Genomic DNA, 12,247 nt, shown 5'->3' with positions numbered 1-12,247 from the left:
GGCGGCGGGGCCTTCTCGCTACAGTCGCGGCCATGCTCACCGCCGACCGCAAGCTTTCGATGGCGCAGGTTCTCGCCTGCGGCGCCCTGATCGTCACCCTGTCCATGGGCGTGCGCCACGGCTTCGGCCTGTGGCTGCAGCCGATCACGCAGGCGCAGGACTGGAGCCGCCAGACCTTTTCGTTCGCCATCGCCATCCAGAACCTTTCCTGGGGCTTCTTCGGCATCTTCGCGGGCATGCTGGCCGACCGCTTCGGCGCCTTCCGCGTCATCGTCGGCGGCGCGGTCCTGTATGCGCTCGGCTTGGCCGGCATGGCGCTGTCGCCGAACCCGCTGGTGTTCGCGCTCACGGCCGGCGTGCTGATCGGCGCGGCGCAGGCCGGCACCACCTACGCGGTGATCTACGGCGTGATCGGCCGGCAGATCGACCCGGCCAAGCGTTCCTGGGCGATGGGGGTCGCCGCCGCGGCGGGCTCCTTCGGCCAGTTCCTCATGGTGCCGGTCGAAGGCTTCCTGATCTCCGGCCTCGGCTGGCAGCAGGCGCTGCTGGCGCTCGCGGTCGGCGTGCTGCTGATCGCGCCGCTGGCGTTCGGCCTGCGCGAGCCGGGCTTCGCCGGCTCGGCCCCGCCGAAGCGCGAGCAGACCATCGCCCAGGCCCTGGGCGAGGCCTTCAAGTACCCCAGCTTCCAGCTGTTGATGGCCGGCTACTTCGTCTGCGGCTTCCAGGTTGTCTTCATCGGCGTGCACATGCCCAGCTACCTGAAGGACAACGGGCTCTCGCCGCAGGTGGCGAGCTACGCGCTGGCGTTGATCGGCCTGTTCAACGTGTTCGGCACCTACATCGCCGGCACCCTGGGCCAGCGCATCGCGCGCCGCAAGATCCTGGCCGGCATCTACATCGGGCGCTCGGTCGCGATCACGCTGTTCCTGTGGGCGCCGTTGTCGCCGATGTCCGTCTACATCTTCTCCGCCGTGATCGGCCTGCTGTGGCTGTCGACCGTGCCGCCGACCAACGCCACCATCGCGCAGATCTTCGGCGTGGCCCACCTGTCCATGCTGGGCGGCTTCGTGTTCTTCAGCCACCAGATCGGCTCCTTCATGGGCGTCTGGCTGGGCGGCCTGCTGTACGACCGCACCGGCAGCTACGACGTGGTCTGGTACCTGGCGATCGCTCTCGGCGTGTTCGCCGCCCTGGTGAACCTGCCGGTGCGCGAAGCGCCCATTGCCCGCGGCCCCGTGCCGCAGGCCGCCTGAGATGACGCTGCGCGCGAAGAAGCTCGCCGCCTATGGCGCCGCCGTCATCGCGCTGCTGGCGGTCTTCGCGCTTTACACGCGGCCCGGCATGATGGTCGCCGTCGGCGACATGATCTGGGCCTGCTTCCAATAGCCGAGGCCGCAAGCCTCGCAAATGGCGATACTTGCGGCCCATGAACGTCACCATCCTCACCGGCGGCTCCGACGGCATCGGCGCCGAAATGGCACGGCAGCTCGCCGCGCGGCACCAGGGCGACCTGGCCCTCGTGCTCGCCGCGCGCAGCGCCGACAAGCTCGAAGCCGTCGCCGCCCAGTGCCGGGCCCATGGCACCCGCGTGCTCTGCGTCCCCTTCGACGTCGCCGACGAGGCGCAATGCCGGGCGATGGTTGCGCGCACGCTGCGGGAATTCGGCCGGATCGACACGCTGGTGAACAACGCCGGGATGTCGGCGCAGGCCCTGTTCGAGGACGTGCGGGCCGAGGACCTGCATTGGTACGAGACCCTCATGAAGATCAACCTGTGGGGCGCCGTCTGGTGCACCCACGCCGCCCTGCCCCACCTGAAGGAAAGCCGCGGCCGCATCGTCGCGGTCAGTTCGCTCTCCGGCCTGGTGGGCGTGCCCGGGCGCAGCGCCTACGCCGCGACCAAGTTCGCCATGAGCGGCTTCTTCGAGTCGCTGCGGGCCGAGCTCAAGCAGCGCGGCGTCAGCGTCACCACCGCCTACCCCGGCGTGGTCACGACGCAGATCCGGCACCGTGGCTTCAACGCCGCGGGCCGGCCCCTGGGCAGCAGCGGCCTGAAGGAGGACGACGCCATGTCCGTCGAGGAATGCGCCCGCCTCATCATCGACGGGATGGAACGCCGCCAGCGGGAGGTCGTGATGACGGCCAAGGGCAAGCTGGGCCGCTTCCTCAAGCTGCTCGCGCCGGGCGTGGTGGAGAACATGGCGCTGAAGGTCCTGAAGGACGAGGCGCGGCCGCACTGACATGCACGGCACCGAAGCGCCCTCGCCCTGGATCGTCCGCTGGAGCCACCTGGTGCCGCCGGGCGGGGCCGTGCTCGACCTCGCCTGCGGGCGCGGCCGCCACCTGCGCTGGTTCGCGGCGCGCGGGCACCCGGTGCTCGGCGTCGACCGCGACGGCGACGCGCTCGCCACCCTGGCGGGCCTCGGCGCAACCCTGCGGGCCGACATCGAGGACGGTCCCTGGCCGCTGGCCGGCCGGCAGTTCGACGCCGTGGTCGTCACCAACTACCTCTGGCGCCCGCTCTTCCCGCGCATCCTCGCATGCGTCGCGCCGGGCGGCCTGCTCCTGCACGAGACCTTCGCCCAGGGCAACGAAACGGTGGGAAAACCCTCGCGGCCCGACTTCCTGCTGGCGCCGGGTGAACTCCTGCAGGCCTACGCGGGTCTGAAGGTGGTGGCGTTCGAGGACGGCTTCCTGCCGGACCCCGACCGCTTCGTGCAGAGGATCGCCTGCGTGAGACCGGCCCCCGGAGTGACTCCGGGCCGGTATCCGCTCTCGTTAGAATCTCGTATTCCCCGGGAAGAAGCCCCATGACACCGATTACTGGCAGCATCGTCGCCCTCGTGACGCCGATGCACGACGACGGCAGCGTCGACTACCCGACGCTGCGCAAGCTCGTCGACTGGCACATCGCCGAAGGCACCGACTGCCTCGGCGTGGTCGGCACCACGGGCGAATCGCCCACCGTGGACGTCGAGGAGCACCGCGAGATCATCCGCGTCACGGTCGAACAGGCGAACGGGCGCGTGCCGGTCATGGCCGGCTGCGGCGCCAATTCCACGCTGGAAGCCATCGAGCTGGCGAAGTACGCGCAGAAGGTCGGCGCCGACTGCCAGCTGCAGGTCGTGCCCTATTACAACAAGCCGACGCAGGAAGGCCTGTACCGCCACTTCAAGGCGATCGCCGAGGCCACGGGCGACCTGCCGACCATTCTTTACAACGTGCCCGGCCGCAGCGTGGCGGACATGCAGCACGAGACCGTGCTGCGCCTGGCCGAAGTGCCCGGCATCGTCGGCATCAAGGAAGCGACGGGCAACATCGAACGCGCCCAATGGCTGATCCGCGACGTGCCCGCCGGCTTCGCGGTGTACTCGGGCGACGACCCGACCGCCGTGGCGCTCATGCTGTGCGGCGGCCAGGGCAACATCAGCGTCACCGCCAACGTGGCGCCGCGCCTGATGCACGAGCTGTGCGTGGCCGCCGTGGCCGGCGACGCGAGGAAGGCGATGGAGATCCAGCGCCGCCTGATGCCGCTGCACAAGCACCTGTTCGTCGAGGCCAACCCGATCCCGGTGAAGTGGGCGATGGCGCGCATGGGCCTGATGGGCGGCACGCTGCGCCTGCCGATGACGCCGCTGTCGAAGCCGTACGAAGCCGTGGTCGAAACCGCATTGAAGGCCGCCGGCCTGCTGGGCTGAGCGTGCATACCGTGAGTGACAGAGGGGATTCCATGAAGTTGAAGACGAAGATCGGCCTGCTGGCCGCAGCCTGCGCGCTGTCCGCGTGCTCGGTGCTGGAAGGCGACCGCATCGACTACAAGAGCGCCAGCAAGGGCCAGACGCTGGAGGTCCCGCCGGACCTGACGCAGCTGTCGCGCGACACGCGCTACGCGCTGCCGGGCGGCTCCGTGTCCGCCAACGCGTACCAGGTCGGCCAGTCCGTGCCCAACCTGCCCACGGCGGCCACCGCCGTCGGCGACGTGCGCATCGAACGCGCGGGCAACCAGCGCTGGATCGTGGTGAACCGCCCGGCCGACCAGCTGTGGGGCCCCGTGCGCGACTTCTGGCAGGAAAGCGGCTTCCTGCTGGCGATGGACCAGCCCAACCTGGGCATCATGGAAACGGATTGGGCCGAGAACCGCGCCAAGATCCCGCAGGACTTCCTGCGCAACACGCTGGGCAAGCTGATCGACTCCGTGTATTCCACGGCCGAACGCGACCGCTTCCGCACGCGCATGGAGCGCTCGCCCACCGGCGCCACCGAGATCTACATCAGCCACCGCGGCATGATCGAGGTCTACAGCAACACGCAGAAGGACCAGACGGTGTGGCAGCCCCGCCCCACCGACCCGGAACTCGAAGCCGAATTCCTGCGCCGCCTGATGGTGCGCCTGGGCGCGCCCCAGGCCCAGGCCGCCGCCGACGCCACCGCGCCGCAGCAGGCCAGCAGCCGCATCAGCAGCGTGAACAACCAGCCGGTGCTGCTGGTCAACGAGCCCTTCGACCGCGCCTGGCGCCGCGTCGGCCTGGCGCTCGACCGCACCGGCTTCACCGTCGAGGACCGCGACCGCAGCCAGGGCACTTACTTCGTGCGCTACGTGCCGCCGAACCCGGACAAGAAGGAGCCCGGCTTCCTGGGCAAGATCTTCAGCCGCGCCGCGCCCGCCGAGGCCCCGCTCAAGTTCCGCATCAACCTCAAGACCGAGGGCCCGACCACCACGGTGTCGGTGCAGAACGCCAGCGGCGCGCCGGAGACTTCCGCCAATGCGCAGCGCATCGTGCAGGTGATCGCGGACGACCTGAAATAAGGTGATCCGTTTCAAGAGCCTGGGCAGTGGCAGTTCCGGGAACGCCACGGTGGTCCAGGCGCGCGGTGCCGCGGGCCTGACCCACCTGCTGGTCGACTGCGGCCTGGGCATCCGCGAACTGGACAAGCGCCTGGGCGCGGCCGGCATGATGGCCGACCAGATCGACGCCATCTTCATCACGCACGAGCACGGCGACCACATCGGCAGCGCGCGGCAGCTCGCGCTGCGCGAGCGGATCCCGGTCTACATGAGCGAGGGCACCTACGCCGCGATCGGGCAGCCGGACTTCGGCGGCCTGCTGCGGCTGGCTTGCGACGGCTGCACCTTCGACGTCGGCGACCTGCAGGTGCGGCCCTTCACCGTGCCGCACGACGCGCGGGAGCCGCTGCAGCTGACGTGCACCGACGGCGACGTACGCTTCGGCATCCTCACCGACCTGGGGCACATCACCTCCCACGTGGCGCAGGAGCTCTCGGGCTGCGCCACGCTGCTGCTGGAGTGCAACCACGACGAGGAGATGCTGCAGGCCTCGACCTATCCGCCGTTCCTGAAGCGGCGGGTGGGCGGCGCCTACGGGCATCTCGCCAACAGCGCTGCCGCATCGCTCGCGCAAGGACTGCTGGCCGCCGGCCGGCTGCGGCAGGTGATCGCGGCCCACCTGAGCGAGCAGAACAACAAGCCGGAACTCGCGCGCGGCGCCCTCGAAGCGGCACTGGGCAACGCCGCCGAAGTCCACGTCGCGGACGGGCCGAGCGGCAGCGGCTGGCTCAGCGCGTGACGCAGCGCACGCCGTCGTCCGCGATCTCGCGGTGCCTGCCGGCGTCGCGGCGATCGTGCCGCGCCAGGTAGCTCACGGTCTCCCCTTCCGACGCGGCCATCGCGGCCTGGACCTCCAGCGGCTGGCCCTGGCGCGGCACGTAGGGCAGCGGTTGCGGCGCGCCCTTGCCCTGTACCTTGTCCCCACCCTGGCTGGGGCCCTGCCCGCCCGTGGCGTCGTCCGCCCTCCGGGGCGAGGCGCCATCCGAGGCCACGTCCACCTTCCCGCGAAAACGCACGCTGCCGGCGGCATCGACCTCCACCCGCCCCCGCGCACCACCGCCGGCGCCTCGCGCGAGGATGGTTCCGGCGAAGTCGAGGCGGTCATCGCTCCACACGATGACGGTGCCGCCCGGACCGGACGCGGTCGCATCGGCCTTCAGGACCGCGTCGGCGTCCACGTCGACGCGCCGCGCGTTGGGCAGGCGGACGTCCTGTCCGCGGGAGCCCCCGCCGACGAGGATCTCGCCCCCGCCGTTGGCATGGCTCGCGTCGACGACCGCGGAGCCCTTGAGCGTGACCCTGTCGCCCGTGATGTGCACGGTGCCGCCGCGCTCCGAAGTGGCCGCTGTCACGCGGCCGCGCACGTCGGCATCGTCGGCGGCAAGCAGCAGCACCCGGCCGCCGGACACCGTGGCGCTGGCGGCCTCGATGAGGCCACTGTGCCGCAGGCTGCCGGCGAAGATGGCGACGGAGTCGCCGCGCAGGGTGCCCAGGTTCACCGCCCGGTCCTGCGGCGCGCGCACCTGCAGGTGGATGCCCTCCAGACCCCGGCCCGTGACTTCCACGGCCCGGCCCGCGGCCAGCACGAGGTCGCCGCCGCGCGCCTCGAGCACCCCGCCGGAGCCGGCCTCGACGTCGGTGCCGATCAGGACGACATCCCCCTGTCGCGCCAGCACGCTGCCCTGCACCTGCAGCCGGCCGGCCTTGCCCTCGCCGTCGCTGGAAAAGCGCAGCCGGCCGGCGATGGCATCCGCGCGCGACATGCCCAGCGTGGACGCGGTGAAGCCCGCGGTGTCGATGACCGCGCCCGGCGCGACCGCGATGCCCGCCGGATTGACGAGCACCAGCCGGCCGTTGGAGCTCAGGGTGCCCGCGATCCGGCTGGGATCGTTGCCGGTGACCCGGTTGATGGACAAGCTGAGCGCGTCCGGCTGCGCGAAATGCACCGTCTGGCCGCTGCCCACGCCGAAGCTGCGCCAGTCCAGCGCGGAATGGCGGCTGCCGGCCCCGTTGACGGTGGTGACCGTGGTCGTGCTGCCGGAGACGGCGACGGAGGCGGACCCGTGCAACGCGCTCAGCCCTGCGGGCTGCGCCAGCGCGCTGCCCGCGGCCAGGCCCAGGGCCGCGGCGAGCGCGCGGCGCGCAAGGAGGCGGGAAGGCGTGTGTGGTGGCACTTTGCGGCGGCTTCGTGGATGCAAAGGCGCAGTGTTGAGCCAGGCAGCCTCTGCCGGTGAGGAACGCGCCGCGAGCCGGTGTCGGACGGCGCCGACAGGCAAAAAAAAAGCCGCCCGGAGGCGGCCTTTTGGCGTGCGTGCGGCTTACTGCGAAGCGGCGGGAGCAGCCGGCGCAGCGGTGCCGGCGGCAGCAGAAGCGGCACCAGCGGCAGCGGAGGCGGCGGCGGTGGAAGCATCGGCAGCCGGGGCGGCGGCAGGGGCCGGAGCCGGGGCGGGTGCGGGCGCCGGGGCGGGAGCGGCGGCAGGCGCCGGAGCCGGTGCCGGCTCTTCCTGCTTGGAACAGGCGGCCAGGGCGGCGGCGGCGACCAGGGTGGCCAGAACGAGCGATTTTTTCATTTCAACGATTCCTTCTTGGGATGAAAGCAACTTCGGAAAACCTGTCCTGGCGGTGCGGCACCGCAAGCGACCGAGACGAAAGCGCGCAAGGTGCGTCGCCCGCTCAGCCAAAGATTATAGCCATTCCGTGAATTTTCTCGGGGATAACCACTAGCCCGGCCGCACGGTCAGAGGCCGAGCGTGGTCGCCGGGAAGGCCGGCGTGGCCTTGAGCAGCCACTCGTTGAGCGACTCGCGCAGCAAGACGCGGCGCTCGGGCTCGCTGCCGCAATAGCCGTTGCAATGCACCGGGTCGCGCCGCTCGAGCACCCACGCCGGGCTCCAGATCGCGCTCGGGATCTCCTGCGCGTCCGCGCTCGGGCAGCCGACCGCCGTCACGATGTGGGACCACGTGGTGCGCCAGCGCACGAAGCGCGCGTGCAGCCGCACCACCTCGTCGTAACGGCGCGCCAGCAGCGTCAACTTGCGGCCGCCGTTCGCCCACGCCTGCAGCGAGTCGGCGACGGCACGCTCGCCGAGCGGCCAGTCCTCGAAGCTCGCGTCGCTGAGGATGATCTCGCGCCAGCCGTCGCGGGCGGCCGTCGCCAGCGCATCGCGCACCAGCTGGCGGAACTCGTTGCGGCCTTCGAAGCGCTTCGAAGGCAGGTCGGGAAGCTCCCGCGGACCGGTGGGTTCGGTCATGCATGGCCTCCATTGGCGTGCGCCCAGCCCGCCTCGCACCACTGCAGCAGCAGGGTGCGTGCATCGGCGCTGGCGGCGGCGAGCTCGCGTTCGTCGAGCCGGCGGCGGTCCGCCAGGCGGCGCATCAGGGTGGCGTCGCGTCCGGCCGCACGCCAGGCTTCGCCGTTGATGAAGACGTGGCGGCCATCGTGCAGCATGCGGGTGCGCGGGTCGAGCGCCAGCGCCTGCAGGCGCCGCGGCGCGCGCTGCGGCTCGAACCAGACGTTGGCCTTCGGCTCCGTCAGGTACTCGCCGAGCGCACGGTCCAGCGCCATCGGGTCCTTCAAGGCCTCGTGCAGCGCCTCGCGCGCGAAGCGTGCCAGCCCTTCGGGAATGGCGCCGGGCGTGTCCGTCGCGCCCTGCCGCGGGTCGCGGTAGATGCGTTCGGTGGGGTCGTCGCCGGCCTCGTCGGCGATCCGCTGCAGCAGTTCGCGCGCCAGTTCCGCCTGCGCCGGCGCGCGGAATCCGATCGAATAGGTCTGGCACTCGCCGACCGCGATGCCGTCGTGCGCGTAGCGCGGCGGCAGGTAGAGCATGTCGCCGGGGTCGAGCACGTACTCCTCCTCCGCGCGGAAGTCGGCGAGGATCTTGAGCGGCACGCCCTCCTGCAAGCGCAGGTCCTGCTGCCGGCCGATGCGCCAGCGGCGCTGCCCCTGCGCCTGCAGCAGGAACACGTCGTAGCTGTCGAAGTGCGGGCCGACCCCGCCGGTGTCGGTGGCGAAGCTGATCATCAGGTCGTCCAGGCGGGCGGCCGGCAGGAAGGAGAAGCCGTGCAGCAGGGCGTGGGCGCGCGCATCGTGCAGGTCCACGCCCTGCACCAGCAGCGTCCAGGCGGGCTGTTTCAGCGCCGGGAGGGCGCGGCGCGCGAAGGGGCCGCGCTGCAGGCGCCACGACCTGGCTTCGCGCACCACGAGCCGCGATTCGACCTCCTGCCGCGCGGCCAGCGCGAACAGTTCGCGCGGGGGCATCAGCGGCTGGAAGCCGGGGAACGCATTGCGCACCAGCAGCGGCTTCTTCTGCCAGTGGCGCCGCATGAATTGCTCCGGCGAGAGTCCGCCGAGCATGGCGAGGGGGCGTGTGATGTGCATGGGGAGCTGCGACAATTCTCCTATGGAAATCACATCGAACTGCGTGGTCGCGCTGACCTGGACCCTGAAGGACACGCTGGGGGAGGAGCTCGATCGCCTGGAGGAGCCGGTGGAGTTCCTGGTCGGCGGCAAGGACCTGCTCGCCAAGATCGAGGAGGCCCTGCAGGGCCACGAGCCCGGCGACCGGGTCGACCTGCACCTGGAGCCGGAGGACGCGTTCGGCGACTACGACGAGGAACGCGTGTTCCTGGAGCCGCGCACCCTCTTCCCGCCGGAGCTGGAAGAAGGCATGACGTTCGAGGGCCTGCCCGTCGGCGCCACCAGCCAGGACGCGCCGCGCGACCTGCTCTACACCGTCACCGAGATCTATCCCGAACACGTGGTGCTGGACGGCAACCACCCGCTCGCGGGCATCGCGCTGCGCCTGCACCTGAAGGTGGAAAGCGTGCGCGAGGCGACCGAGGACGAAGTCGGCCAGGGCACGCTCGGCACCGGCTTCTTCCGCATCGGCGACTGACGCCGCCACGAAAAACGCCCGGCGAACCGGGCGGTTTCCTTCGGCACGAGGCCTTAGCCGCGGTAGATCACGCCGCCGTCGACGCGCACGCGGTCACCCACGCGCAGGTCGCCGGTCGCCGGCACTTCGTACGTGCGCACGATGCCGGAGTCCGATTGCATCGTGATGCGGTAGCCCGGGGCCGTGGTCACGCCCGCCTGGTTGCGCGCGATCGAGTTGCCGACCGCTGCACCGGCCACGCCGCCCAGCACGGTGGCCGCGGTGCGGCCCGAGCCGCCGCCGATGGTGCTGCCCAGCAGCGCGCCGGCCACGCCGCCGACCACGGCACCCAGGATGCCCTGGCTTTGCGGAGCCGCGGTGCCCACGGGCATGTACTCGATGTTCAGGATGCGGCCGTATTCGACGCCGGCGACCGGGGCGGAGCTGACCGGGTAGGTCGTCGTGGGGTACGAAGACGTCGGGTAGGTCGGGCCATAGGGCGTGCTGGCGCAGGCGGCGAGCATCGCGGCGGCGGCGCCGGCGGCGACGACCTTGGTCAGGCGGGTGAGGTTGCGCATGGAAATTCTCCTTGTTCGATGAACTGGTCACATGGCGCCCACTGCCGAGCGCCCTGTGCAGCCATTGAAGCCATCCGCCGGGCCAGGTGGGCGCAGGGTTTCGCGCAGCTTCCTGTAGGCTTTCGATGGACAGTGTGTCAGCGGCGGCCCACGCAGCTGACCATCAGCTCTTCCCTGTCGAGCCGTAGCCGCCCGCCCCGCGCTGCGTCGCCGGGAACTCCTGCACGACGCGGAAGGAAGCCTGCACCACGGGCACGACCACGAGCTGCGCGAGCCGCTCCATCGGCTGCAGGGTGAAGGCGGTGTCGCTGCGGTTCCACGCGCTCACCATCAATTGCCCCTGGTAGTCGCTGTCGATCAGGCCGACCAGGTTGCCCAGCACGATGCCGTGCTTGTGGCCCAGCCCCGAGCGCGGGAGGATCAGCGCCGCGTAGCCGGGATCCTTGAGCCACATCGCGATGCCCGTGGGCACCAGCTGCCAGGCGTTCGGCTCCAGCGTGAGGGGCGCATCCAGGCAGGCCCGCAGGTCGAGCCCCGCGCTGCCGGGCGTGGCGTAGGTGGGGAGCTGGTCCGCCATCCGCGGATCGAGGATCTTGACGTCGACTTGCATGGGTCCTTCGGGAGAATTCAGGGCTTCAGCCGACGCGCGATCTCGGCGACCAGCTGCCGTGCGAGCACCAGCTTGGAAGCACGCGGCAGTTCCACGACACCGTCGGCATCCACCAGCAGCATCTGGTTGTCGTCCTGCCCGAAGGTGAGCGGCCCGATGTTGCCCACCAGCAGCGGGATGCCCTTGCGTTCGCGCTTGGCCTTCGCGTGCTTGACGAGGTCGTGGCTCTCGGCGGCGAAGCCGACGCAGAAGAGGTCGCCGCTGCGGGCGCGCTCGGTCTTCGCGACCGTCGCCAGGATGTCGGGGTTCTCGGTGAAGGCGACGGTCGGCGCCTCGCCGCTGCCGTCCTTCTTGATCTTCTGGTCCGCCCGCGTGGCCGGGCGCCAGTCGGCGACCGCCGCGGTGGCCACGAACACGTCCGCCTGCGGTGTCTCCGCCTGCGTGGCCGCCAGCATGTCGCGGGCCGATTTCACGTCGATCCGCAGCACGCCGCGTGGCGTGCGCAGGCTGACCGGCCCGGCGACCAGCGTCACCTCGGCGCCGGCTTCGCGCGCCGCCCGCGCGATCGCGAATCCCATCTTCCCGGACGAGTGGTTGGTGATGCCGCGGATCGGGTCCAGCGCTTCGAAGGTCGGCCCGGCGGTGACCACGACGCGCTTGCCGGCCAGTGCCTTGGGCTGGAAGAACGCGACCACGTCCTCCAGCAGTTCCTGCGGCTCCAGCATGCGGCCGTCGCCCGTTTCGCCGCAAGCCTGGAAGCCGCTGCCCACGCCGAGGATGGTGGCGCCGTCGGCCGCGAGCTGCGCCATGTTGCGCTGGGTGGCTGGGTGGCTCCACATCTCCCGGTTCATGGCGGGCGCGATCAGCAAGGGGACGCTGGCGATCGGCCGTGCCAGGCACATCAGGCTCAGGAGCTCGTCGGCGCGGCCCTGCACCAGCTTGGCCATGAAATCCGCACTGCACGGCGCGATGAGGATCGCGTCCGCCTGCCGCGACAGGTTGATGTGCGGCATGTTGTTCGGCTCGCGGGCATCCCATTGCGAGGTGAACACCGGCCGGTTGGACAGCGCCTGCATGGTCACGGGCGTGATGAACTGCTCGCTCGCCGAAGTCATCACCACCTGCACGGTGGCGCCCTCCTTCACCAGGGCGCGGCACAGTTCCGCGGCCTTGTAGCACGCGATGCCGCCGGTGAGCCCGAGGACGATGTGCTTGCCTGCGAGGTCGTTCATGGGCGGAGTGTAGAACGGCGGGCGGCGGTGCCGCCGGCGGGCGCGGTGTCTCCCGCCGCCGACGGGCCAAATCCGTTCTTTGCGGGGCGGATGTGGCCTTTCCCTATAA

The 12,247-nt window shown here is 70.9% G+C and carries 15 protein-coding genes; 8 read left to right on the top strand and 7 right to left on the bottom strand.

The features are described from left to right. Positions 1 to 32 precede the first annotated feature (32 nt). Genes IM787_RS14495 through IM787_RS14470 form a run of 7 tightly spaced genes read left to right on the top strand, consistent with a single transcriptional unit; the run spans position 33 to position 5,584 of the window. On the top strand, positions 33 to 1,253 hold the full coding sequence (locus IM787_RS14495; RefSeq protein ID WP_193677393.1) for an MFS transporter: 1,221 nt from the start codon (positions 33 to 35) through the stop codon (positions 1,251 to 1,253). A gap of 1 nt (position 1,254) precedes the next feature. Continuing rightward, the gene (locus IM787_RS21670) at positions 1,255 to 1,386 is read left to right on the top strand and encodes a hypothetical protein (protein WP_255528552.1); all 132 of its coding nucleotides are present in this window, start codon (positions 1,255 to 1,257) and stop codon (positions 1,384 to 1,386) included. A gap of 40 nt (positions 1,387 to 1,426) precedes the next feature. After that, positions 1,427 to 2,239, top strand: coding sequence for an SDR family oxidoreductase (locus IM787_RS14490; RefSeq protein WP_193677392.1), 813 nt, complete (start codon positions 1,427 to 1,429; stop codon positions 2,237 to 2,239). A 1-nt stretch (position 2,240) separates the two neighbouring features. Next, positions 2,241 to 2,813, top strand: coding sequence for a class I SAM-dependent methyltransferase (locus IM787_RS14485; protein ID WP_193677391.1), 573 nt, complete (start codon positions 2,241 to 2,243; stop codon positions 2,811 to 2,813). Continuing rightward, a complete protein-coding gene (gene dapA / locus IM787_RS14480; protein WP_193677390.1) occupies positions 2,810 to 3,697 on the top strand; it encodes a 4-hydroxy-tetrahydrodipicolinate synthase in 888 nt (295 codons plus the stop codon). Before IM787_RS14485 ends, dapA begins: the two co-directional genes overlap by 4 nt. A 32-nt stretch (positions 3,698 to 3,729) precedes the next feature. Next, on the top strand, positions 3,730 to 4,806 hold the full coding sequence (bamC, locus tag IM787_RS14475; protein WP_193677389.1) for an NlpB/DapX family lipoprotein: 1,077 nt from the start codon (positions 3,730 to 3,732) through the stop codon (positions 4,804 to 4,806). 1 nt (position 4,807) lies between these two features. Beyond that, positions 4,808 to 5,584: an MBL fold metallo-hydrolase gene (locus tag IM787_RS14470; RefSeq protein WP_193677388.1), complete on the top strand. Its 777-nt coding sequence runs from the start codon at positions 4,808 to 4,810 to the stop codon at positions 5,582 to 5,584. On the opposite strand, the gene IM787_RS14465 is transcribed toward IM787_RS14470, so the two are convergent. The 4 genes from IM787_RS14465 to IM787_RS14450 form a co-directional block, all read right to left on the bottom strand. Then, positions 5,574 to 7,019, bottom strand: a complete 1,446-nt coding sequence (locus IM787_RS14465; protein ID WP_193677387.1) for a two-partner secretion domain-containing protein — start codon at positions 7,017 to 7,019, stop codon at positions 5,574 to 5,576. The two genes, IM787_RS14470 and IM787_RS14465, sit on opposite strands and share 11 nt — an antisense overlap. Before the next feature lie 144 nt (positions 7,020 to 7,163). Next, a complete protein-coding gene (locus IM787_RS14460; protein ID WP_193677386.1) occupies positions 7,164 to 7,415 on the bottom strand; it encodes a hypothetical protein in 252 nt (83 codons plus the stop codon). 167 nt (positions 7,416 to 7,582) lie between these two features. Beyond that, positions 7,583 to 8,095, bottom strand: coding sequence for a hypothetical protein (locus IM787_RS14455; RefSeq protein ID WP_193677385.1), 513 nt, complete (start codon positions 8,093 to 8,095; stop codon positions 7,583 to 7,585). After that, positions 8,092 to 9,222, bottom strand: a complete 1,131-nt coding sequence (locus IM787_RS14450) for a cupin domain-containing protein (protein WP_193677384.1) — start codon at positions 9,220 to 9,222, stop codon at positions 8,092 to 8,094. Before IM787_RS14450 ends, IM787_RS14455 begins: the two co-directional genes overlap by 4 nt. Positions 9,223 to 9,244: 22 nt before the next feature. On the opposite strand from IM787_RS14450, the gene IM787_RS14445 reads away from it, so the two are divergent. Further along, a complete protein-coding gene (locus tag IM787_RS14445) occupies positions 9,245 to 9,739 on the top strand; it encodes an FKBP-type peptidyl-prolyl cis-trans isomerase (RefSeq protein ID WP_193677383.1) in 495 nt (164 codons plus the stop codon). A gap of 53 nt (positions 9,740 to 9,792) precedes the next feature. On the opposite strand, the gene IM787_RS14440 is transcribed toward IM787_RS14445, so the two are convergent. From IM787_RS14440 to coaBC, 3 genes are all read right to left on the bottom strand, one after another. Further along, positions 9,793 to 10,296 (bottom strand): glycine zipper 2TM domain-containing protein, encoded by a 504-nt coding sequence (locus IM787_RS14440; RefSeq protein ID WP_193677382.1) that lies wholly within the window; start codon positions 10,294 to 10,296, stop codon positions 9,793 to 9,795. Between the two features lie 163 nt (positions 10,297 to 10,459). Next, the gene (gene dut, locus IM787_RS14435) at positions 10,460 to 10,906 is read right to left on the bottom strand and encodes a dUTP diphosphatase (RefSeq protein WP_193677381.1); all 447 of its coding nucleotides are present in this window, start codon (positions 10,904 to 10,906) and stop codon (positions 10,460 to 10,462) included. 17 nt (positions 10,907 to 10,923) lie between these two features. After that, positions 10,924 to 12,138 carry a bifunctional phosphopantothenoylcysteine decarboxylase/phosphopantothenate--cysteine ligase CoaBC gene (coaBC, locus tag IM787_RS14430; protein WP_193677380.1) on the bottom strand — a complete coding sequence of 405 codons (1,215 nt, stop codon included), beginning with the start codon at positions 12,136 to 12,138 and terminating at the stop codon, positions 10,924 to 10,926. Between the last annotated feature and the right edge of the window lie 109 nt (positions 12,139 to 12,247).

The sequence above is a fragment of the Ramlibacter pallidus genome, assembly GCF_015070875.1.
Classification (GTDB): Bacteria; Pseudomonadota; Gammaproteobacteria; order Burkholderiales; family Burkholderiaceae_C; genus Ramlibacter; species Ramlibacter pallidus.
The sequence above is the reverse complement of the archived record's forward strand: the minus strand, read 5'-3'. Positions and strand labels throughout refer to the sequence as shown.

Bases quoted from the DNA above. Each gene is read 5' to 3' on its own strand.
- dapA (WP_193677390.1), top strand. From the start codon at position 2,810: ATGACACCGATTACTGGCAGCATCGTCGCCCTCGTGACGCCGATGCAC.
- IM787_RS14440 (WP_193677382.1), bottom strand. From the start codon at position 10,296: ATGCGCAACCTCACCCGCCTGACCAAGGTCGTCGCCGCCGGCGCCGCC.
- IM787_RS14450 (WP_193677384.1), bottom strand. From the start codon at position 9,222: ATGCACATCACACGCCCCCTCGCCATGCTCGGCGGACTCTCGCCGGAG.
- dut (WP_193677381.1), bottom strand. From the start codon at position 10,906: ATGCAAGTCGACGTCAAGATCCTCGATCCGCGGATGGCGGACCAGCTC.
- IM787_RS14455 (WP_193677385.1), bottom strand. From the start codon at position 8,095: ATGACCGAACCCACCGGTCCGCGGGAGCTTCCCGACCTGCCTTCGAAG.
- IM787_RS14445 (WP_193677383.1), top strand. From the start codon at position 9,245: ATGGAAATCACATCGAACTGCGTGGTCGCGCTGACCTGGACCCTGAAG.
- bamC (WP_193677389.1), top strand. From the start codon at position 3,730: ATGAAGTTGAAGACGAAGATCGGCCTGCTGGCCGCAGCCTGCGCGCTG.
- IM787_RS14485 (WP_193677391.1), top strand. From the start codon at position 2,241: ATGCACGGCACCGAAGCGCCCTCGCCCTGGATCGTCCGCTGGAGCCAC.
- IM787_RS14490 (WP_193677392.1), top strand. From the start codon at position 1,427: ATGAACGTCACCATCCTCACCGGCGGCTCCGACGGCATCGGCGCCGAA.
- IM787_RS14495 (WP_193677393.1), top strand. From the start codon at position 33: ATGCTCACCGCCGACCGCAAGCTTTCGATGGCGCAGGTTCTCGCCTGC.
- coaBC (WP_193677380.1), bottom strand. From the start codon at position 12,138: ATGAACGACCTCGCAGGCAAGCACATCGTCCTCGGGCTCACCGGCGGC.
- IM787_RS14460 (WP_193677386.1), bottom strand. From the start codon at position 7,415: ATGAAAAAATCGCTCGTTCTGGCCACCCTGGTCGCCGCCGCCGCCCTG.
- IM787_RS21670 (WP_255528552.1), top strand. From the start codon at position 1,255: ATGACGCTGCGCGCGAAGAAGCTCGCCGCCTATGGCGCCGCCGTCATC.